Annotated in this window: 18 protein-coding genes and 1 other annotated feature; of the genes, 12 read left to right on the forward strand and 6 right to left on the reverse strand. The window is 43.7% G+C overall.

What is annotated here, in order from left to right; translation table 11 throughout:
* The first annotated feature begins 113 nt into the window (after window positions 1-113).
* The 6 genes from AC3CHU_RS13290 (at window position 114) to yjjX (ending at window position 7,857) form a co-directional block, all read left to right on the forward strand.
* Complete coding sequence (locus tag AC3CHU_RS13290) at window positions 114-842, forward strand: outer membrane protein assembly factor BamD (RefSeq protein WP_004735032.1); 729 nt, start codon at window positions 114-116, stop codon at window positions 840-842.
* A gap of 137 nt (window positions 843-979) precedes the next feature.
* Complete coding sequence (locus AC3CHU_RS13295) at window positions 980-2,404, forward strand: MltF family protein (RefSeq protein WP_488524719.1); 1,425 nt, start codon at window positions 980-982, stop codon at window positions 2,402-2,404.
* Window positions 2,405-2,852: 448 nt separating this feature from the next.
* Window positions 2,853-3,188 carry a ribosome hibernation-promoting factor, HPF/YfiA family gene (gene hpf, locus AC3CHU_RS13300; protein ID WP_004735034.1) on the forward strand — a complete coding sequence of 112 codons (336 nt, stop codon included), beginning with the start codon at window positions 2,853-2,855 and terminating at the stop codon, window positions 3,186-3,188.
* A gap of 110 nt (window positions 3,189-3,298) precedes the next feature.
* Window positions 3,299-3,420, forward strand: a sequence feature (Phe leader region).
* 12 nt (window positions 3,421-3,432) lie between these two features.
* On the forward strand, window positions 3,433-4,608 hold the full coding sequence (pheA, locus tag AC3CHU_RS13305; RefSeq protein ID WP_004735035.1) for a prephenate dehydratase: 1,176 nt from the start codon (window positions 3,433-3,435) through the stop codon (window positions 4,606-4,608).
* A gap of 386 nt (window positions 4,609-4,994) precedes the next feature.
* Complete coding sequence (locus AC3CHU_RS13310; RefSeq protein ID WP_488524720.1) at window positions 4,995-7,373, forward strand: putative bifunctional diguanylate cyclase/phosphodiesterase; 2,379 nt, start codon at window positions 4,995-4,997, stop codon at window positions 7,371-7,373.
* The gene (gene yjjX, locus AC3CHU_RS13315) at window positions 7,336-7,857 is read left to right on the forward strand and encodes an inosine/xanthosine triphosphatase (RefSeq protein ID WP_017087561.1); all 522 of its coding nucleotides are present in this window, start codon (window positions 7,336-7,338) and stop codon (window positions 7,855-7,857) included. Before AC3CHU_RS13310 ends, yjjX begins: the two co-directional genes overlap by 38 nt.
* Before the next feature lie 123 nt (window positions 7,858-7,980).
* On the opposite strand, the gene trpR is transcribed toward yjjX, so the two are convergent.
* Both trpR and sltY read right to left on the reverse strand, forming a co-directional pair.
* Window positions 7,981-8,274, reverse strand: a complete 294-nt coding sequence (gene trpR, locus AC3CHU_RS13320) for a trp operon repressor (protein ID WP_017084809.1) — start codon at window positions 8,272-8,274, stop codon at window positions 7,981-7,983.
* Window positions 8,275-8,446: 172 nt separating this feature from the next.
* On the reverse strand, window positions 8,447-10,396 hold the full coding sequence (gene sltY, locus AC3CHU_RS13325) for a murein transglycosylase (RefSeq protein WP_488524721.1): 1,950 nt from the start codon (window positions 10,394-10,396) through the stop codon (window positions 8,447-8,449).
* A 264-nt stretch (window positions 10,397-10,660) separates the two neighbouring features.
* Between sltY and ettA the strand changes: the two genes are divergently transcribed.
* From ettA to AC3CHU_RS13340, 3 genes are all read left to right on the forward strand, one after another.
* Window positions 10,661-12,328: an energy-dependent translational throttle protein EttA gene (gene ettA, locus AC3CHU_RS13330; RefSeq protein WP_004735040.1), complete on the forward strand. Its 1,668-nt coding sequence runs from the start codon at window positions 10,661-10,663 to the stop codon at window positions 12,326-12,328.
* 90 nt (window positions 12,329-12,418) lie between these two features.
* Complete coding sequence (locus tag AC3CHU_RS13335; protein WP_004735041.1) at window positions 12,419-12,787, forward strand: PilZ domain-containing protein; 369 nt, start codon at window positions 12,419-12,421, stop codon at window positions 12,785-12,787.
* 50 nt (window positions 12,788-12,837) lie between these two features.
* On the forward strand, window positions 12,838-13,848 hold the full coding sequence (locus tag AC3CHU_RS13340) for a M23 family metallopeptidase (protein WP_054548371.1): 1,011 nt from the start codon (window positions 12,838-12,840) through the stop codon (window positions 13,846-13,848).
* Window positions 13,849-14,008: 160 nt separating this feature from the next.
* Here AC3CHU_RS13340 and tyrA read toward each other — a convergent pair whose 3' ends face one another.
* The 3 genes from tyrA to nagZ all read right to left on the reverse strand — a co-directional run bounded on the left by tyrA (window position 14,009) and on the right by nagZ (window position 17,563).
* The gene (gene tyrA, locus AC3CHU_RS13345; RefSeq protein ID WP_017084805.1) at window positions 14,009-15,136 is read right to left on the reverse strand and encodes a bifunctional chorismate mutase/prephenate dehydrogenase; all 1,128 of its coding nucleotides are present in this window, start codon (window positions 15,134-15,136) and stop codon (window positions 14,009-14,011) included.
* 117 nt (window positions 15,137-15,253) lie between these two features.
* A complete protein-coding gene (locus AC3CHU_RS13350; protein WP_102447140.1) occupies window positions 15,254-16,327 on the reverse strand; it encodes a 3-deoxy-7-phosphoheptulonate synthase in 1,074 nt (357 codons plus the stop codon).
* A gap of 246 nt (window positions 16,328-16,573) precedes the next feature.
* Window positions 16,574-17,563: a beta-N-acetylhexosaminidase gene (gene nagZ / locus AC3CHU_RS13355; RefSeq protein ID WP_488524722.1), complete on the reverse strand. Its 990-nt coding sequence runs from the start codon at window positions 17,561-17,563 to the stop codon at window positions 16,574-16,576.
* A 121-nt stretch (window positions 17,564-17,684) separates the two neighbouring features.
* Here nagZ and AC3CHU_RS13360 point away from each other — a divergent pair, with 121 nt between their 5' ends.
* Window positions 17,685-18,800 carry an anhydro-N-acetylmuramic acid kinase gene (locus AC3CHU_RS13360; RefSeq protein ID WP_488524723.1) on the forward strand — a complete coding sequence of 372 codons (1,116 nt, stop codon included), beginning with the start codon at window positions 17,685-17,687 and terminating at the stop codon, window positions 18,798-18,800.
* 45 nt (window positions 18,801-18,845) lie between these two features.
* On the forward strand, window positions 18,846-19,766 hold the full coding sequence (gene murQ / locus AC3CHU_RS13365) for an N-acetylmuramic acid 6-phosphate etherase (RefSeq protein WP_428785683.1): 921 nt from the start codon (window positions 18,846-18,848) through the stop codon (window positions 19,764-19,766).
* Between the two features lie 108 nt (window positions 19,767-19,874).
* On the opposite strand, the gene AC3CHU_RS13370 is transcribed toward murQ, so the two are convergent.
* The gene (locus AC3CHU_RS13370) at window positions 19,875-20,225 is read right to left on the reverse strand and encodes a DUF2799 domain-containing protein (RefSeq protein ID WP_017091341.1); all 351 of its coding nucleotides are present in this window, start codon (window positions 20,223-20,225) and stop codon (window positions 19,875-19,877) included.
* Between the two features lie 252 nt (window positions 20,226-20,477).
* On the opposite strand from AC3CHU_RS13370, the gene AC3CHU_RS13375 reads away from it, so the two are divergent.
* Window positions 20,478-21,968, forward strand: a complete 1,491-nt coding sequence (locus AC3CHU_RS13375) for a carbon starvation CstA family protein (protein ID WP_017077728.1) — start codon at window positions 20,478-20,480, stop codon at window positions 21,966-21,968.
* Window positions 21,969-21,996 lie beyond the last annotated feature (28 nt).

Genomic DNA, 21,996 nt, shown 5'->3' on the forward strand with positions numbered 1-21,996 from the left:
GACTAATACCCATTAGTATGGATAAAATAGAATAATTGCATCATTGTATCTGTTACTGGTTAGAAAGTAACGGAAGCTTACGAAATATTTAATTCAAGGAATCGACGCCTGACATGAAACACCTTACTTTATCGGGTCTATTAGCCGTATCACTCTTAGTTGGCTGTTCAAGTACTGAAGAAATAGTACCGGATGTACCACCATCGGTTCTTTACTCTGACGCTCAAGAGTCCCTACAGAGCGGTAGCTGGCTTTCTGCAATCGAAAAGCTAGAAGCTTTAGACTCTCGTTACCCATTCGGCGCCTATTCGGAACAAGTACAGCTAGATCTGATTTACGCGTACTACAAAAATGATGACTTGGCGTTAGGCCTTGCCACCATTTCTCGATTCCTACGCTTAAACCCGACTCATGAAAAACAAGACTGGGTGCTTTACATGCGCGGCCTAACGCACATGGCACAAGACCGTAACTTCATGCACGACATTTTTAATATCGACCGTAGTGACCGAGACCCAGAGCCAGTGAAACTCGCGTTTGCTGACTTCAAACGACTACTGGAACGCTTCCCTAGCAGCCCTTATGCGGAAGATGCGCAAAAACGCATGTTCGCACTTAAGAACCGCCTCGCAGAGTATGACTTAGCAACCGCTGATTTCTACCTACGCCGTGAAGCTTGGATTGCAGCTGTAAACCGAACACAAGAGCTGCAGAAGACTTACCCAGACACAATTGCTGCACGTAAGTCTTTGGATATTCAGTTAGAAGCTTATAAACAACTAGGTTTAGAAGACGCAGCTTCAAGAACAGAAAAATTGATTGAGTTAAACCCACTGCCTTAATCAACGTTGTCATATTTATTCGAAAACGCGCTAATTTATTAGCGCGTTTTTTTTGAACTTAATTTCGTAAACTTGATGAATCGCATAATACACGGTATCTTCAAAAGATAACTTTTAACAAAACATCAACATGGAGTGTGGATGTGAGTAGGTTGTTATTATTTATCTGGATATCGCTATTTGGCCAATTATCCTACGCATTAGAACTGTCCCCGTTAAGCAACAAGCCTTACATGGGTGACTTAGATGTGCTCAAAACCAAAGGGACGGTTAGAGTGCTCGTGTCTGCAGATCTTGGTTTTTATTATATCGAGGATGGCAAACCAAAAGGCATCGTGGCTGAAATGCTCTACCACTTTGAGAAGAGCCTTCGTAAGAAACACCCTTACCTCAATGTTCAAATCATCCCAGTGCAGCGAGATGATCTACTTCCCTCATTAGAATCTGGTTATGGCGACGTCGCTGTCGCGAACCTGACGATCACCGACAAGCGATTGCGAATCATCGATTTTTCCGACCCAATGATTAAAGATGGAAAAGAACTGATTATCACAGGAAAGAACTCAGCCCCTATCACCGAAATCAAGCAACTGAGCGGTAAAGAGGTTTGGATCCGTGCAAGTTCGAGTTACTTCGAGAGTGTACAAAGAGTCAATAAAGAACTGAATGAATTAGACTTACCACCGCTGCATGTCCACTTTATTGAGGAGTCATTACAAGACTACGAGCTGATAGAGTTGGTCAACCAAGGCTATATACAAGGCACAATCCTAGATAGCCATAAAGCAAAGTTATGGACTGACGTAATGGAAAACATTCAGGTCCATCACGATTTACCCTTACGTGAAAATGGCCAAATAGCGTGGGCATTAAGAAAAAATAGCCCTCAACTAAAAAAAGAGATCAACAAATACGTCAAGACGGCACGAACAGGTACCCTACTCGGAAATGTTATCTATCAGAAATACATCGACAACACTCGCTGGTTAGGTAGAGCGCTCAACCCAAATAAAATAGACCGAGTGGCTAAGCTGTCAGATGTTTTTGAAAAGTATTCGAGTAAATACGAATTCGACCCTTTGATGATGTCTGCACAAGGTTTCCAAGAGTCAGGACTGGATCAAAGCCGGGTTTCTCACCGTGGAGCTATTGGTGTGATGCAGGTGTTACCGAGTACCGCCAAAGACAAAAACGTCAACATCAAAAACATACATAAGGTGGATAACAACATCCATGCGGGCGTGAAATACATGCGTTTCATTAAGGACAGGTATTTTGACGACCCTGCCATTACGCCAGATAACCAAATCTACTTCACTTTGGCTTCTTACAACGCTGGTCCTGCTAAGATCAGAAAGATGAGGCGCATTGCCAAGCAGAAAGGTTACAACCCAAACATCTGGTTTAAAAACGTAGAAATCATCACTCGTAAATACGTGAGCAAAGAACCGGTGACCTATGTCGCCAACATCAACCGTTACTTTGTAATCTATAAGCAGTTACAAGCTATCAATGCTATCCGAGAAAATGGGACAGCGAGACTACTAAAAACCAACGATTAGTTTGTCTTAAACCCTAAGAGCCAGGGGAACTAAGGTGCTAAGGTGCTAAGGTGCTAAGGTGCTAAGGAAAATTAAAAACACAAAAGCCGCATAAGAAAATTTATGCGGCTTTTGCTTATCAAATTCAGAGAAAGCTTACATAGTGATATATATCACGAGATCTACATCACAAAACACTATTGGGTAAATTTCAATCAAACACTTTCAATAAGCTGTAAGGCGCCCCTAAAAACTGGTTTAATTTTTAGCGAAGCCTTGCCTCCAAGTTATCGTTTTTCATAGAGATAACAAGCATTTTTCGCCAAAAAGATACTAAGACTTGCGTGAGATCACATTTGATTTTAATGCTTATCCCACCCAACCAAAACAAGATCTAGATCACATTCTTTATTCCTGAAAGTCGTAATCTGAAGTTAACCCATGAGGGATACAACAGAGGAAAACTTCTATGAAAATGAACATCACTGGTAAAAACATCGACATTACCTCTGCAATCCGTGATCACATAGAAAGCAAATTTAAAAAGCTGGATAAATGGCAAGTAGACATCATTGGCTGCCAAGCGAGCTTTAGTGAAGAACCAAACAAGAAGAAAAAATTTGAAGCGGTTCTAACCGTACCAAAAGGCCAACTTGTTGCTTCATCAATCCATGACGACCTCTACGTAGCTATCAACGAAGTAGAACAAAAACTAGAGCGTCAACTCAACAAGCTACGCCATAAACCTGAAGCGCGCCGCGCTGAAAAGCCTGAAATCGAAGAGCTAGAAGCTGAAGTAGAATAAGGAAAGAGAACAGATTAAAAAATAGCGCCTCAGGGCGCTATTTTTTTGCTTGACGCTCGTAGCTCGCTTGCTTATTGTGTTTAAACATTCATAAAACAATCACTTTTTATGCACACTCAATCTTTGTTTATTTTTGACTTCTTTTTTCTTCCGTAAATCGGAGGCTGAGTCGTTTTAGAAAAACAAGTCAAAAACGAACAAGAAGCCTCCCACACTAGGGAGGCTTTTTTATAAGGACACATTTATGACTGACCGCTCAATTTCACTGGATGATATCCGCCTTCGTCTTAATGATTTAGATGACGAACTGCTGAGTTTACTTTCCGAACGTCGCAAACTCAGTATCGAAGTTGCGAAAAGCAAGGTAGAAACATCAAAACCTGTACGCGATGCCGTTCGTGAGCAGCAGCTTCTGGTTAAGCTGATTAACAACGGCAAAGATAAATATGAGCTTGATGCGCAGTACATTACTAAACTGTTTCACACCATCATCGAAGATTCCGTTTTACTACAGCAGTCATACTTACAAAACCTAGCGAACCCACAAAGCCGTAAACCTCTGGCTCGGGTTGCATTCTTAGGTTCTAAGGGATCATATTCTCACCTTGCTAGCCGTGAATATTTCAGCCGTAAGAATATGGAATTGATAGAGCTTAACTGCAATCACTTCAAAGAAGTCGCATCGACGGTGGAATCTGGTCATGCCGATTACGGTGTGCTGCCGATTGAGAACACCAGTTCTGGTTCAATCAACGAAGTTTATGACCTTCTGCAACATACAACGCTATACATCGTGGGTGAGCTGTCTCAGCCTATCGAACACTGCTTAGTTGCGAAAAATGATATTCGTTTAGAAGACATCAAAACCCTCTATTCACACCCACAACCTCACCAACAGTGCAGTGAATTTTTGAGTCGTCTTAAAGGTGTCAGCCTTGAGTCTTGCGCAAGTACAGCTGATGCAATGAAGAAGGTTAAAGATCTGGAGGGCGATGATGTGGCAGCAATTGGCAATGCATCGAGCGGCAAGCTTTATGGGCTTCAGCCAATCCAAGGCAACATTGCAAACCAAACTGAGAACCACACTCGTTTCATCGTTGTGGCGCGTAAGCCGGTAGAAGTATCAACTCAAATCCCAGCTAAAACGACACTGATCATGTCGACTTCTCAAGAGGCGGGTTCTTTGGTAGAAACTCTACTAATCCTACAACGCTTGGGTATCAACATGACTAAGCTGGAATCTCGTCCTATCATGGGTAACCCATGGGAAGAGATGTTCTACGTTGATTTAGAAGCACACTTGGATGCAGATAATATGCAGCAAGCGATAACAGAACTAACTGCCATTACTCGTCACCTTAAAGTGTTGGGTTGTTATCCAAGTGAAAACATCAAAGCGACGCAGGTTAAGTTGTCATAGCTTTCAACGAACATAAGCTCTTAACAAACATAAGTTTTTAACGAACAAACGTTTAAAGCTGGCATAAGTTTAAATCTGCTATAAGCATTTGGCCTACAGTAGGCCAAATGCTAAAACCTGCGGCTAGTGGAATAACTCGTACTCAGGAATACTCACACTACGTATTCCTGAGACATGACTCGATTATTTCACTGGCTGTACATGCCTTCTAACCCACACCATTCAACACCTTCTTAACAAAAAACTCATTAGTGGCTTTTTTATCAATAAAGACAAAACCTTACCCCCTTCACAGGAAATCATCGAACTACGTGTAATTAATAGCGAGTAAGTATTAAGTAACATAAACTTACGCGCTTAAATTATAAATAGTGTTGTCATTAACTATGAAGCTAAGTACGAAAATCTTACTACTGATAACCCCTGTGATACTGATCAGTACCGCAGCTTCTAGCTATATTATTTATTCAACGCAGAAAAGCAGTTTTATCAAACGCGAAGACAACGCACTTCAGCTGAACATGGAAAAGTTGGCAGGATATTTTCGACAGTCTCGCTCGTTCCTAAATAGCTACTCTTACACCTTGACCCAAAGTGACATGGTGAAGCGTTACTTTCTCACTGAACAAAACTTATCTCGCGATCTTGAACTGGTTAGTAACCTTCGAGAAGCCATACACTTCTTGCAAGATGACGATGAAAGCTATACCGGGTTAGCGCTTCTCAATAGTCAGCGAAAGTTGAGTTATTACGCTGATAATAACAGCGACTCACGCACTCAGATTGACAGCAAAATATTGGATTTTGTGGATCAGTACTATCAAGACACCTTAGCAGCATCAAGTACCAACTATATTCAAAACTCTCAAGGTGAAGGGATGTTGGTTCACTACGAAAAGGTAGACAAAAAAACGATTTTCCCAACCGCAAACAATCACCCCGACGATGTGTTCTTTGTTGTTGTGTCAGTCTCTCTCGATAAATTTAATGCGCTGAGAAAACAGATAGAGTTCGACTACCAAACCAGCTTATTCTTCACATCTATAGCGGTTTCTCTGGAAAATAATGTCACCCACTCAGTCAAGCTTGCGCCAGAACTATACGCCACAGTTGACCCGGCGCCATTCCTATTGGAAAACAAGCTCGAATCAATTTGGAATAAGCTGAGTTTGTCCTTTGCACTATCCGCGTTTGTGACGGTTGCTCTGCTACTCATGCTTTTGTCTCGCAGTGTGATATCCCCGATAACACGACTCGACCGACAACTGCAGCAAGTCGAAAAAAAACAACGTAAGAACATCGAACGCTTAGGCACTCGTGATGAGCTTGGCCGCCTATCACAGCGTTTTTATGACATGTACCAAGAGTTAGATAACACCTACCAACAGACCAAGCTATTGGCCGAGAATGATCAATTAACCCAAATAGCCAATAGGCATCAATTTCAAACCTTCGTTCAGCAATCATTACCCAAGCCTAGCTCGAATACCAAAACCTGGGTTCTCTACTTTGACCTAGATAACTTCAAGTTTGTGAACGACAAATATGGACATCAAATCGGCGACTCCATTCTAGTCAGTTTTGCTCAGCGTATTTCAGATATTTGTAGCCACTATAAAACAGAGTTTGACGCTCATTGTATGCCAGCCCGACTTTCTGGAGACGAGTTCGTTGTGTACATTAACGCGCCTACTCGCCAAGGGAATATCGCGCATAGATTCTCTGATAGCTTACTGACGCCACTACAAAAAGGTTTTATCACAGAATCAGGGAGCTTTCCGATCACGGTCAGTATTGGTATTGCTACCTACCCCAATGATGGCCACTCCATCGAAAAGCTACTGTCGAACGCTGATACCGCGATGTACCAAGCCAAACGCGCAGGTAAAAACCAATTTGCTGACTATTCACGAGATTTAGACAAAGCGATTCAACGCCAAGCAAACATTGAACGCGCACTCAGAGACAAGAACTTTGATGATGAATTTAGGCTCGTTTATATGCCGTACATGGATTCAACCGGAACCCATGTTATTGGTGTTGAGGTGTTATTACGTTGGAATTCGGAGCAACTAGGCTTGGTTCCACCTGATGAATTCATTCCAATTGCCGAGCAGACTGGATTATTCGATCAGGTTGATCAGTGGGTCATTCAGAATGCATTTGCTTCTTTTCATCGACTTCAGGCTCAGTTTGATCACGCAATTCAGTTGTCGATTAACTTATCTTCTGCTGGGATTGAAACGACTGTTCTTGCTGACTTCATCAAAGAGCACGCCGATTTAAATCGAATTCCGCCAAGTTTGATTGATTTTGAAATTACCGAAACCTTTTACTCAAACTCTGAAGGTTTTCCGCTGCTTAACGAACTATCTGATATGGGCTATCGATTAGCCATTGATGACTTTGGATCTGGCTACACCTCCATCACTCAACTGGTGCAGTATCCAACTCAAAAAATTAAGCTCGATAAAGCCTTTTTAGACACCTTAATTGAGACCGATAATCAGAACATAGTGAAACCGGTTATCGGGTTATGTCATGCTCAGGGTAAGAAGGTCACAGCCGAGGGCATCGAAACTGAAAGCATGCATCAGTGGTTGCAAGAAGCACAGTGCGATATGCTGCAAGGCTATTACTTCGGCAAACCTATGCCATTAGAAGAACTGAGTGATTGGTACCGACAGCATCAACTCAATTTAATCGATAACAAAAAGAATCCAATACATGAAATCTGTAATCATCGCATCGCTGAACCCAGCTAAAATTAACGCCGTTAAAAGTGCATTCTTATCTGCTTTTCCTGATACTGAATTTGATTTCAAAGGCATCAGCGTCCCTAGCGGTGTCTCTGATCAACCGATGAGCAACGACGAGACTTATCAAGGTGCGGTAAATCGCGTTCACAACGCAACTCAAGCTCAACCTGATGCGGATTTTTATGTTGGATTAGAGTCTGGAATAGAAGGAAAGGTTACATTTGCTTGGATGGTCGTTGAAGCAAACGGTCAGCGCGGAGAATCTCGATCTGCAAGCTTGATGCTGCCACCCGTTGTGCTTGATAAACTCCAGCATGCGAATGAGCTAGGTGATGTGATGGATGAAGTCTTCGGCACCGACAACATAAAACAAAAAGGCGGTGCGATTGGCTTATTGACACATAACCAACTATCTCGCAGTTCTGTATATAGCCAAGCTTTAATCCTAGCGCTGATCCCATTTGTTAACCCTAAGCACTTCCCTGCTTAGTCTTGTTTAAGAAACACGATATTTCGCCTCTCTAGAGGTAATATCATTGAGCGGGATAAAAACAAAAAACGCTAACCTATGGTTAGCGTTTTTATCAAGTTCTTAGGCTTACTGTTTAAATGCTTACTTAAGTAACAGCTCTGCAATTGCCGCTTTCTCTTGCTCAGATTTAGCCTTTAGCTCATTAGAGCCTCGCGTTATCGTAGCCACACCCACACCTAACATTTGGCTCACCTGTCTTTGTGACATGTCCCCTTTCATGAGTTCACAAAGAATATTCACTCGAGCGACCAAAGCATCTCGCTCATCAGGTGTCATCATCATGGTCAACAACAGTTCATGCTGATCTTTCTCAGCCGCTGTTTTTACCAAATCCATTAGTTGTTGCCAATTCTCATATTCAGGTTGTGATGCCATATCTCTACACTTACTTTTAAATTTTGGCTTGAAGTAGCCGCTTAATGATTGAAAGCGTTTAACACTTTATACCGAAACACTTGCTTTGATCCAATGTAAAAAGGCAGCAAGTGGAACTGGTTCGCACTCACTGCCTTTAATATTACTCAGTTTCAGAGAAAGTACCGAACCCCTAGTATTTCGTTTCGGCCTCATGGGGCGCTAAAAACATCCCTTTCTCGCCCAAGATATCTCGATAGTAAGTCTCAAACATCAAGATATTCTGAACGTAGCCACGAGTCTCTTTGAATGGAATCATTTCGATAAAAGCAAATGCATCGAGCTTTTCATCGCTGCGTGAACGCCATTGTTTCACACGACTCGGGCCTGCATTATAAGCAGCAAATGCAAAAATACGGTTGTTATCATATTGAGCTAATAGACCATCTAGATAGTGGCTACCAATCTCAATGTTCTTGCCGACATCATAAAGATCATCGCTGCCCTGATATTTAATCTTATGTTTGTTCGCCGTATATTGCGCCGTCTTTGGCATAATTTGCATGATGCCACGCGCGCCAACTGGAGAGCGAGCTTCTGAATCCATCGCACTCTCTTGTCTCGCTAAAGACATTAAGGTAATCGGGTCTATATCGTGCTTTTCGGCGTAGAAATTAAACCACCACTTATGAGCAACAGGGAAGCGTAGATCTATGTTGTCCCACATCTTCGCAGAGATACTCGCTGTGACTGTAAAGTGGTTCCAACGCTGCGTCGCAGCATGAGCTGCGAGCATTGATTTCTGATCTTTATCAGCATTGGTTAACAACCAACGCCATTCACTCTTCGCTGCCGCAATTTTATCTCGGTCAATCAGCTCGCCGATTCGAACCAAAGAAGTCTCAAATGGCTTTACTGTTTCAGCGTTGTATTTGAGTGTCGATGTTGGGTACTGAACTGGCTTACCTAACTGCTTAGCCGCAGCCACACTGTAGAAATTACGCTGAGCCAAGATATCTGACAGTCGTTTGTTACCCTTAGCAGTATCACCGAGTGCTATCTCTGCTCTACCCTGCCAATACTGCCAGCGGAGCGAAGCCTGATGCTTATCACCTAAGCGCGCAATCCACTCTTTCAAGCCAGTCCAATCTGCATGCTGAATAGCTAAGCGAGCACGTCTTTCCAACAAGACTTGCTTTGATGAACTCTCGAGCATTTTGTCTCGCCACGCCATCAACTCTTCAGAGTCGGTATTGATCAAGCGGAACGTTAGGTAGTCCGCTAGTTCTTGGGATTTTTCTTTCGAAAACTTTTGAGCTTTCACAACATCATCAAAAACCTCTTGAGCGCTGTTTGCTGATTTCCTTGCTAGCTTCTCGAAACCAAATTCTGTTTGAGCTTGGTAGAATTCATTCGCTGGGTGCTTCTTAGCAAACGCGAGTACATTTTCAGGCTTGTTGTACAACGCCTTCATCTGCTTAGCTTGAGCAATTGACTCATCATGATCCAATTGCTTGATCAGATAGGTCATTAACTTGCCGTTTCGTTTATCAAACGCCAATAGCATTCGCTGTAATATCAGCTCATCCGTTCTTAAACCCGCCTCATCCCAACTTTCGAAGAGCGGATCACAGCTATCATCGACACCACTGCCACTCAACCAAAGCTGCTTCGCACCTTTGAAGGCGAGCTCTTTGTTTCCTTGTTCATAATTCGCACGGTAGTAGATACATTGATATTTTTCACCAACAGGCTCTTTGGTTTGAAACTCAAGGATCGTCCTCCACTGTTTTTGAGCCGCCAATAAATCTAAATAAGGCGCACGCATACGATTCGAAAATGGTAGGGCTTTATTCTCTTCAATAAAGGCATCCACTTCAGCAGGTGTGCGATCACCTAAGCCTAATAAGAAGGAGCGATAATCAGTGTAAGGCGTTAACGGATATGTTTGAATTTTGTTACGTAGCGCGGAATAAGCTTCTAGATCGCGGTTGTCTAAAATCTCTTGCGCTCTGTCATAAACATCACGCTGCATTTCAAGCTCGGAGGCATTGCTAGCCATAGCCATCGGAGCCAGTGAAAATGAAGACAAAATTGCCGATGCAGCCACAGCAATTTTCGTATTACCAATGCGGAAAAACATTCGCTCTTTCCTTAGTGCGTGTATGAATACGTGAAGTCTATTTACGCCCGACATCACATCAAATGTAAAGAAATTGAGTGTAAATATTATTAATATTTAACACTTCGCCTCAGAAGCTTATTAAATATAGTTTTAATGACCAATGTGACAATAATAGGTAAGGATTAGTTCAAGAATGGCTTTTCTGTCCTAGGAGTAACATCTTTGGGGATATTGGTATAAAATAGACGACAATTTTGAACAATAAATTAGGATCGATCGGCAATGGCTGAATACGTATATACCATGTCTCGGGTGAGCAAAACTGTTCCACCTAAGCGTCAAATTCTTAAAGACATTTCTCTTAGCTTTTTTCCTGGCGCTAAAATCGGTGTTTTAGGTCTAAATGGTTCAGGTAAATCTACCCTACTACGTATCATGGCTGGTATTGATACTGATATTGATGGTGAAGCTCGTGCACAACAAGGTCTTAAAGTCGGTTACCTACCGCAAGAGCCTGTACTAGACGAATCAAAAACAGTGCGTGAAATCGTAGAAGAAGCGGTTTCTGATGTTGCAGACGCACTTAAACGTATCGACGCAGTTTACGCAGCTTACGCAGAACCAGATGCAGATTTTGACGCACTAGCAAAAGAGCAAGGCGAACTAGAAGCTCTGATTCAAGCGAAAGACGGTCACAACCTAGAGACAGCTCTAGAGCGTGCTGCTGATGCACTTCGTCTTCCTGAGTGGGATGCGAAAATCGAACTCCTATCCGGTGGTGAACGTCGTCGTGTTGCGATCTGTCGTCTACTTCTAGAGAAGCCAGACATGCTGCTTCTTGATGAACCAACTAACCACTTGGATGCAGAATCAGTGGCTTGGCTTGAGCACTTCCTTGTTGATTACAGCGGTACTGTTGTGGCAATTACCCACGACCGTTACTTCCTAGACAACGCTGCTGGCTGGATTCTAGAACTTGACCGTGGTGAAGGTATTCCATGGGAAGGTAACTACACATCTTGGCTAGAGCAGAAAGATGAGCGTCTGAAACAAGAAAAATCAGGCGAAAGCGCACGTCAAAAGACAATCGAGAAAGAACTTGAGTGGGTGCGTCAAAACCCTAAAGGCCGTCAAGCTAAGTCTAAAGCTCGTATGGCTCGTTTTGAAGAACTGACGACTGGCCAATACCAGAAGCGTAACGAAACCAACGAACTGTTCATCCCGCCGGGTGAGCGTTTAGGTGACAAGGTACTTGAAGTTAAGAACCTAACTAAGTCATTTGGTGACCGTGTTCTTATCGACGACCTATCGTTCAGCATGCCTAAAGGCGCTATTGTAGGTATCGTAGGTGCCAACGGTGCAGGTAAATCAACACTATTCAAGATGCTAAGCGGCGCAGAACAGCCAGATTCAGGTTCAGTTGAATTAGGCGAAACGGTTAAGCTTGCTTCTGTTGATCAGTTCCGTGACAGCATGGACGACACCAAAACAGTATTCCAAGAGATCTCTGAAGGCGCTGATATCATTAAGATCAACAACTTCGAAATCCCTGCACGTGCTTACTGTTCTCGTTTCAACTTCAAAGGCAACGACCAACAGAAAATCATCGGTCAGCTTTCTGGTGGTGAACGTAACCGTGTTCACCTTGCTAAACTGCTGAAAGCGGGCGGCAACGTACTGCTACTCGATGAACCAACCAATGACCTTGATGTCGAAACTCTACGTGCACTTGAAGAAGCGCTGCTTGAGTTCCCTGGCTGTGCAATGGTTATCTCGCATGACCGTTGGTTCCTTGACCGTATTGCGACCCATATCTTAGACTACCGTGATGAAGGTCAAGTTAACTTCTACGAAGGTAACTATACTGAATACACAGAGTGGCTGAAGAAGACTCTGGGCGCACAAGCGGCTGAACCGCACCGTATCAAGTACAAGCGTATTGCTAAGTAAATTAGCTTGTATTTTGAACAAAGGCCGCGATAATAGCGGCCTTTGATATATCTGGCTTACTATTTACCTATTGATATAGAGAAATTACCTATGCTTGAAAGACGTCAATTTTCACGAGTTATTTATCAAGTCCCGACTGAGATCTCACAAGGACAAGTAAATGTATCAGGCTCGGTGCAAGACTTATCTCTTCATGGTTTACTCATTCAGTGTGATAAATGGCAACAACTCAGCCACGATGCTCCTGTTCAAGTCAGCTTTAAGCTCACCAACAGTGATATCAATATTCAGTTAGAAGCAACGATAGTCTCTACCATCAATACCTCAATGCGTTTACGCATAGAGCATTTAGATATTGATAGTATTAGCCACCTTAAGCGCCTTGTTGAGCTTAATGTCGGCGACGATGAACTGCTTTACAGAGAGATTGAACACCTTACCGATTTGGGTAAGGAATAATGTCTCCATTACCCTTTTTTCTATTAGAAGCATTTAGTTAATACAGAACCATGTCTAAAAAAATTTCCATTACTATTCCCTCTAACAATGGGGAACAGACGTTTTACTTCGGCCGAAAAGCCGTGCTCATGTGCACCACTGCCATTTTTTCAGTACCACTGTTAATTGGCGGAGCTGCATACATGCACGTCGAAGGTAAACAAGAGCTCGCAATGCAAGCGGGTGATGCACAACAGTTGATTGAAACGCTGATTGTTGAAAAAGAGCAAACCGAGTTTCTTTACGCTGAGCAAGTAGAAACCAACCATTCGCTATCGCAAACACTGACAGAAAAAGAAGGCACCATTCAACTGCTTGGTAAGCGTGTATTCGATGTTGAATCCGTGCTTGGTCTTGCAGATGAAGAACTGCTTACCGATGATATTTCTTTAGAAGATCGCATTGATGCGGCTGCAGTCGATTCAGCAGTAAGAGCGACAATGTTCCGTTTGATTCCAAACGACAGTCCGATGGCTTATCAACGTATCTCTTCTTCTTATGGTAGCCGCACTAACCCTATTTCAGGTAAACGCCATGTACATACTGGTATCGATCTAACGTGTAAGCGTGGTGAAGATATTGTAGCGCCCGCAGATGGAGTCATTGAAACGGTACGCCCAAGTAAAAAAGGCTTCGGTAACTTTATTACTATGCGTCACTCGTTCGGTTTCATGAGTTCTTACGCGCACCTACAAAAATTCAAAGTTCGCAGCGGTCAGTTTGTGAGTAAAGGTGATGTGATTGCAAGCTGTGGTAACTCAGGCAACTCTACCGGCCCACACTTGCATTATGAAGTACGCTTCCTTGGTCGTTCACTGAACCCTCAATACTTGATGGATTGGACACCGGAAAACTTCAACTACGTGTTCGAGAAAGAGAAAAAGGTTAAGTGGGGCCCACTGGTTCAACTGATTGATAATGTGGTTCGCTTGCAGATCAACCTGACTAACGTGCCTTACATTAGCTCGACCATCGACACGGTATCGAGTGAAGAGAGCAAAAAACCTATCACGACTAACTAGTTGTTACTGGCTAACTATTTATTAATGGCCAAGATCTGTTGGTTTGACCTATGATGATCTAATTGCTTTTAGCCTACAGTAGGCCAACTACTTTTAGTTCTGGATTAGATAAAAAAAGAGCGACCATCAGGTCGCTCTTTTTTATGATTTCAAATCAGTATTAGCCACGATGAATCGAGTCATGCGCTTGCTTTAAAAGATTTTGGCTCTCTTGCAAGAACTGCTGCGAGTAGTCGCCAAACCAATCACTGACTTGATTAAAGCTATCAACGAATTTGGCTTTATCTTTCCCATCCAAGATTTCTAATGCTTCACCGAAACGACTATGGAAACGTCGAATCATCTCAATGTTCTCATCTGAAGAAAGAATGATATCACCGTACAAGTTCGGGTCTTGAGCAAACAGACGACCAACCATCGCAATCTCAAGTCGGTAGATTGGCGAGCTTAGCTTCAGAAGCTGATCAATGTTCGGGTTCTCTTTACTTAGGTGCAAGCCGTAAGCAAAAGAGGTGAAGTGGCGTAGTGCTTGAATCAGAGTCATACCGTGATCGTGTTCAGCAGCATCCATCTGGCAAAGGCTCGCGCCCCAAATACCAAATTGATTCAGTAACCATTGGTAGCTTTCAGAGCCACGCCCATCACTGTAAACAATCACTTGTTTCGCAAGGCTTGGAACATCAGGACCAAACATTGGGTGCAACCCAACCACTGGGCCTTGGTGCATGTTCATCATTGCTTGTAGAGGCTTTGATTTAATCGACGTCAAATCACAAAGAATACAATCGCTTGGTAGATTACCCAGCTTCGCAATCACACCTTCTGTCAGGTGAATTGGAACCGTTACAACTACAAGGCCAGCATTATCTAAGATCTCATCGGCTCTATCCCAATCTTGGCTGCCAAGGATTTTCACTTCGTAACCAGAAAGCTTGAACATACGGCCAAACAGACCACCAAGTTGACCATTACCACCAACGATAACCACTGAACGCAACTCTGGGTTAAGGCACTTAAAACCAGAATCTTTTTCACTGGCATAAGACTCACGCATCGTACGACGCAAAATATCTTCGATTAACTGTGGCGGAACCCCTATTTTCTCGGCTTCTTGACGACGAGACGCCAGCATCGCAGCTTCGCGCTCTGGTACATAAATAGGTAAACCATGTTCACTTTTTACTTCTCCGACTTTCTCTACTAGAGCCAGTCGTTGAGCCAGTAAATCCAACATTTGTTTATCGACAGCATCGATTTGGTCGCGTAATTCGTTCAGTTCAACGGCCATTTTATTCCTTACTAATCTATAAGCCCGTGCTAATCTAAAAGCCCGCACTGATGCAGGTTCGTTAGCAACAGATCTTAAAATGCCCCATTAGATGAGGCACTTAAATTTAAACTCTGACTAACCTTTCAAGCGGTTCTCTAAGAACGGGACTAATTCCGTATGTGCATGTTTCAATAGTGCCTCAGTTGACTCCCAATTGATACACGCGTCGGTAATAGATACCCCGTATTTCATCTCATTGAGAGGTATATCTGAAGATTGGTTTCCTTCGTTAATATGGCTCTCAATCATCAGGCCGATAATCGACTTATTACCTTCACGAATCTGATGGATGACATCTTCAGCCACCAGCGGTTGGCGACGGAAATCTTTACGAGAGTTCGCATGGCTACAGTCAACCATTAGTGCCGCCTCTAAGCCAGACTTACCCAGCTCTTGCTCACATTCGTGTACAGATACTGAATCGTAGTTCGTCTGCTTACCGCCACGTAAAATTACGTGACCATTTGGGTTACCTTGCGTCGTTAGTAGTGCAACTTGACCTTCACGGCTGATACCCATGAAACGGTGGCTAGAAGAAGCCGCCTGCATTGCATTGATTGCAGTACCTAGGTTGCCATCCGTACCATTCTTAAAGCCGATTGGCATTGAAAGACCACTCGCCATTTCGCGGTGGGTTTGTGATTCAGTCGTACGAGCGCCGATTGCTGCCCAGCTGAATGTATCTGCTAGGTATTGCGGGCTGATTGGATCTAGCGCTTCTGTCGCTAGTGGAATTTCCATCTCAGCGAGTTCAACAAGTAGCTCACGGCCAACATGCAGACCATGCTCAATATCGAAAGTGCCATCTAGATGTGGGTCATTGATCAAGCCTTTCCAACCAACAGTGGTACGAGGCTTCTCAAAGTAAACACGCATTACAATATACAGTTGGTCGCTAAGCTGCTCAGATAAATCTTTTAAGCGTTTCGCGTACTCTTTTGCAGCTTCAATATCATGGATAGAACATGGGCCACATACTACAAGCATGCGATGATCTTTCTTATGAATGATATTTGCTATCGTTTCACGAGACTCTTGAATGAAACGACGAGCATTATCACTCAAAGGTAGTTTTGCTTTTAACTCCTCTGGAGTAATCAGTACCTGTTCGTCGATGATATTGACATTGCTTAATTCACTTTTCTGCATAACTCAACCTGTATATTTATTTTTACACCCAACATTTCCATTTGGGCTAACAATCTTTAAAAACACAATAACAGCTACAAAAACGATTGCAAGTGTAAACAATAAAAAACATTTATTGTAAATTAAAATTTACACACCCTCTTTAATTCATTCTGATACACAAACCAGTTTAAACCGCGCCCCACACATACAAAAAAGGCGATATTTCTCATATCGCCTTCTTCAAACTTATAGAGTGTTTATTTATCACCCAGCGTTTAACATTCGCTTAATTTGCTCTGAGGCCTTTTTCCATCGACTATCCGAGTGAAGCGTCGATAAATCAAAGCTGTGCTTTTTAAGCAATGAGTTGGCTAAAGACACCTCTTGAATCGCTAAGTGATCAAGAGCCTCAATTTGTGCATCTCGCTTATTACACATCAACACCATGTCACACCCCGCATTCAGAGCAGCCTTCGCTCTATCGGCTGGCCCACCCATAATCGCAGCACCTTCCATAGTTAGGTCATCAGAGAACACCAAGCCTTTAAATCCAAGCTGTTGCTTCAATACTTTCTGCAACCAATACTCAGAGCCACTCGCTGGCTGATCATCATAGTGCGAAAAAACCACGTGCGCGGGCATCATCGCATCTAATATTCCAGCTTCAATTTGCGCCTTGAAGATGGCCATGTCGGTTTCAAAGATGTCGTCTCTAGGATCGTAAGGCGTTTCAAGGTGCGAATCAGCAATCACACCGCCGTGTCCTGGGAAGTGCTTCCCTGTTGTCGCCATTCCAACCGATTTCATGCCCTTAATAAAAGCACTACTGTGGCGAACGATGGTATCAATATCTTCACCAAACGCTCGGCTACCAATCGCTTTACAGTCGTGACCTTTATCTAATACAGGCGCAAAGCTCAGATCGATATCATGGGCAATCAATTCCGCCGCCATCAACCAACCCGCCTGTTCTGCTAACTGCTCACCATTATTATTAGTCGCGAATTCTTGAGCGGCAGGGATAATTGAAAATCCATCGCGGAAGCGCTGCACTCGGCCACCTTCTTGGTCAACACCAATCAAAATAGGACGTTTCGCTACCTTGCGGATCTCTTTGTTTAACGCCGAAAGCTGTTTGCTATCGTGGTAGTTTCGAGCAAATAAGATGAGACCACCAACGGTTGGATGCTCTAAAATTTCTCTGTCTTCAGCTGTTAGCTCATAGCCCGCAACATCTACCCACAACGGTCCCATATTTATCCCTTATTAAACCTAATTTCATAAACTTCCCGAGATTATTCTCTTTAAATTTGCTTTACAATGTTTTTAAACCAATCTGTGGAAGACTTTAAGAATGCAGGGCAAGAGCTTAGGAATGGATCATAAAGAACTGTATATCGGTGTGATGTCGGGGACGAGTATGGACGGCGTTGATACGGCCTTAGTGTCGATTGAAGATTCGCGCATCACATTACTCGCTCATGATGAGTTCCCTATGCCAGATGATCTAAAAGCCCGTCTGCTTGAGGTTTGTATTGGTCAGAAAACGGATTTAATTGCCATTGGTGAACTCGACCACCAGCTTGGTCATCTATTTGCTGATGCGGTTCTACAACTTCTCAACAAGTCAGATACGCCTGCATCATCCGTGACTGCGATTGGTAACCATGGCCAAACAGTATTCCACCAGCCAACGGGGGATTCACCATTTACCATGCAGCTGGGTGATGCCAATATCATTGCCGCTAAAACACAGATTCAAACAGTCGCTGATTTTCGACGTAAAGACATGGCGCTTGGCGGGCAAGGGGCACCGTTAGTGCCAGCATTTCACCATACGATTTTTCACCCGCGAGACAGCTCGGTTGTGGTGTTGAACATTGGTGGAATCTCGAATATTTCAGTGCTGCGCCCGAATCAGCCTACTCTTGGTTATGATACTGGCCCGGGCAATATGTTGATGGACGCTTGGGTAGATAAACACACGGGTGAGAAGTTTGACCGTGATGCGCTGTTCGCGCTAAAAGGCCAACTAAGTCCAGCTTTACTCGAACAGCTGTTGAACGAATCTTATCTATCTCAAATGCCACCGAAAAGCACTGGCAGAGAGCTGTTTAATCTACCGTGGCTAGAGCAACAATTAACAGAATTTAAAGGCCTTGCAGCAGAAGATGTTCAGTACACACTTTGTGAATACACCGCATTGACGATAGCCAATGAAGTGGAAACTTATCGCTTGGGTAACCAACCTGCACTGTATGTGTGTGGCGGTGGTACGAGAAATCCATTGTTGATGAAGAGACTGTCTCAACTGCTTCTTAGCTGGGAGGTTGAGTCGACGACCAGTAAAGGCGTTGATGCCGATTACATGGAAGCCATGGCCTTTGCGTGGCTTGCTCAACGTCATGTTCATCAACTGCCAAGTAATTTACCAGAAGTGACTGGCGCAAGTAGACCTGCCTCTCTAGGCGTTCTATATCGTGCTGACTAAACAACTTTAGAACCACCATTTTAGAATCACCATTTAAGGATCATTATGAGTAACGACGCTCTCATATCAGCGCTCTCGCACCTCGTTTCGGAGGGGAGAAACCCTGACACTATGGATATTGATCTGCTCACCTCTCTCGAAGTGGTTGAAAAGATTAACCAACAAGACAAACAGGTTCCACTGGCGATCGAAGCGGAACTGCCCCAGATAGCGAAAGCGGTTGATAAGATCGCTCACGCTTTTCAAAACGGTGGTCGACTGATTTATATGGGTGCAGGCACCAGTGGCCGACTAGGTGTTTTAGATGCCTCAGAATGCCCTCCGACTTTTGGCGTTTCAGACAAGATGGTTATCGGCCTCATCGCTGGCGGACCCGAAGCGATTTTAAAAGCCAAAGAAGGCGCTGAAGACTCGCTGACTCTCGGTATTGAAGATCTGAATGCAATTCAGTTTTCAGAAAATGATGTCGTGGTAGGTATCGCGGCTAGTGGCCGCACACCTTACGTAATTGGTGCACTAAACTACGCCAATCAGATTGGCGCGGTGACGGTTGCGCTGTCTTGTAACCCTGGCTCTCCGATTGCTGAGATTGCTCAAATCGCGATAAGCCCAGTGGTTGGCCCGGAAGCATTGACTGGCTCAACACGCCTCAAATCAGGTACGGCGCAAAAATTAGTGCTAAATATGCTAACGACTGCCAGCATGATTCGTATCGGTAAGAGCTACCAAAATCTGATGGTCGACGTAAAAGCAACCAATGAAAAATTGGTTGCCCGCGCTGCTCGTATCGTTATCCAAGCGACGGAGTGTGATAAAGCCCTTGCAGTTTCGACACTTAAAACCACCGATTATGATGTAAAACTGTCTATTTTGATGATTCTGACAGGGCTGGGGTTAGAATCAGCTAAGGCTCAACTTGATCAACAAAATGGTTTCTTGAGAAAAGCGGTCGAGAATAATCAGTAATCTTAATTTGGTTTGTAGCTTCTCATTTAGACAGCTACTTTAACGACATACAAAAGACCAGTACACATGCGGCACTGGTCTTTTTATTTTCTAATCGCTAGTTTGAGCTTAGTAGTCGTTAGAAAACTCATCCCAGCCGCGCTGCCATTCCATACGGAAACGTTGAGCGTCTTCCGTACCTGAACAAACGCCTTCATAAACCTGGCCAGATAAGCCAATTTGATAAGCATGGTTTGGGTTGCAGTATTCAGCAACACCTAGATAGTAACCTTTGCTGTAGCTTGATTGGTCTACCGTTCCAAGCTTAGTCATCTCTTGGTAAGAACGTTGAGTGTTACCTTTGATCCCGTCACGATAGCCAATCTCTTGCCAATTGCCTTCGGCCGCTAAATCTTGAACATTGGCGCTGCATCCTGCAAGGCTAAATGCCACGGCGAATAGTGCTATTATTTTTTTCATTTCAATCCTTTATATTGTTACTTCACCACTTCCTGACGAAGCACTGCCATTGTGGCGATTCTCCGCTGAACACGTACTGATGTCCACTCATTGTCTATTGTTGTCCTCTTCAGCAAGAGAACAAACCGCTCAATCAGTTATAACACCACTTAATTAGCTATTCGACCACTCACTCTCATAGCGGAAGTTTCTTCTCATACACTCCTTTAATATACACCCTGACTTAATTAATACATTCAGGGATAACAAATTATGATGTGGTTTCTTACCTGTGTTGCAGCACTCATTGGTGGCTACTTTATTTACGGTGCCTTTATCGAGAAGATTTTCGGTATCAATGAAAAGCGTCAAACACCAGCTCATACTAAGCAAGACGGCGTGGACTTCGTTCCAATGTCGACGCCAAAGGTTTACCTAGTTCAACTGCTTAACATTGCAGGTGTAGGTCCAATCTTCGGCCCTATCATGGGTGCCCTTTACGGCCCAGCAGCAATGCTTTGGATCGTGCTAGGTTGTATCTTCGCAGGTGCCGTACACGACTACTTCTCAGGTATGTTATCTATCCGCAATGGTGGCGCTTCGGTTCCAACCATCACTGGACGTTACCTAGGCAATGGCGCAAAACACTTTATGAACATCTTTGCCATTGTTCTACTGCTTCTTGTTGGTGTGGTATTCGTTTCTGCTCCAGCAGGCATGATCACTAACCTAGTGAACGACCAAACTGATTTCGTAATGTCTACGAGCACTATGGTTGTCATCATCTTTGCTTACTACATCATCGCAACGATTGTCCCTGTCGATAAAATCATTGGTCGCTTCTACCCACTGTTCGGTGCACTGCTTATCTTTATGTCTGTTGGCCTAATCACTGCGATTGGTCTATCTGACGAGCACCAAATCATGGGTGGCTTCGAGATGAAAGACATGTTCACTAACATGAACCCTAACGATCTACCGCTTTGGCCAGCTCTATTCATCACCATCGCTTGTGGTGCTATCTCTGGCTTCCACGCAACTCAGTCTCCACTAATGGCGCGTTGCATGGAAAACGAGAAAAATGGTCGCTTCGTATTCTACGGTGCAATGATTGGTGAAGGCATCATCGCTCTAATCTGGTGTGCGCTTGCTCTGTCATTCTTCGGTTCAGTTGAGTCTTTGTCTGACGCGATTGCAAACGGCGGCCCTGGTAATGTGGTATACAGCGCTTCATTTGGCCTACTGGGTGTATTTGGCGGTATCCTTGCTTTCCTTGGCGTGGTTATCCTACCTATCACTTCTGGTGATACAGCGTTCCGTTCAAGCCGTCTTATCCTTGCTGAATACTTCAACATGGAACAGAAGACACTGCGTAACCGCCTACTGATGGCTCTACCACTGTTCGTTATCGGTGGCATCCTGACTCAAGTAGACTTCGGCATCATCTGGCGCTACTTCGGTTTTGCTAACCAATCAACAGCAGTCATGATGCTATGGACAGCTTCAGCTTACCTACTTCGTCACAATAAACTGCACTGGGTAACAACGGTTCCAGCTGTGTTCATGACATCTGTATGTATCACATTCATCCTGAACAACAGCCAACTGGGCTTCGGTCTACCAATGCAGCTTTCAACCATCATCGGCGTAGTGAGTGCATTCGGAATTGCGGCTTACGTTATCAAAATTTCAAAAGGCAAAGGCGATATCGACCTTGCTGATGAAGAAGAAAAAGAAGCAAAAGGCGTCACCAAAACCGCCTAGTTCTTTCAGACTCTTGAGAACAAGAGAC

This window comes from Vibrio sp. QJM3NY_39, assembly GCF_057785895.1.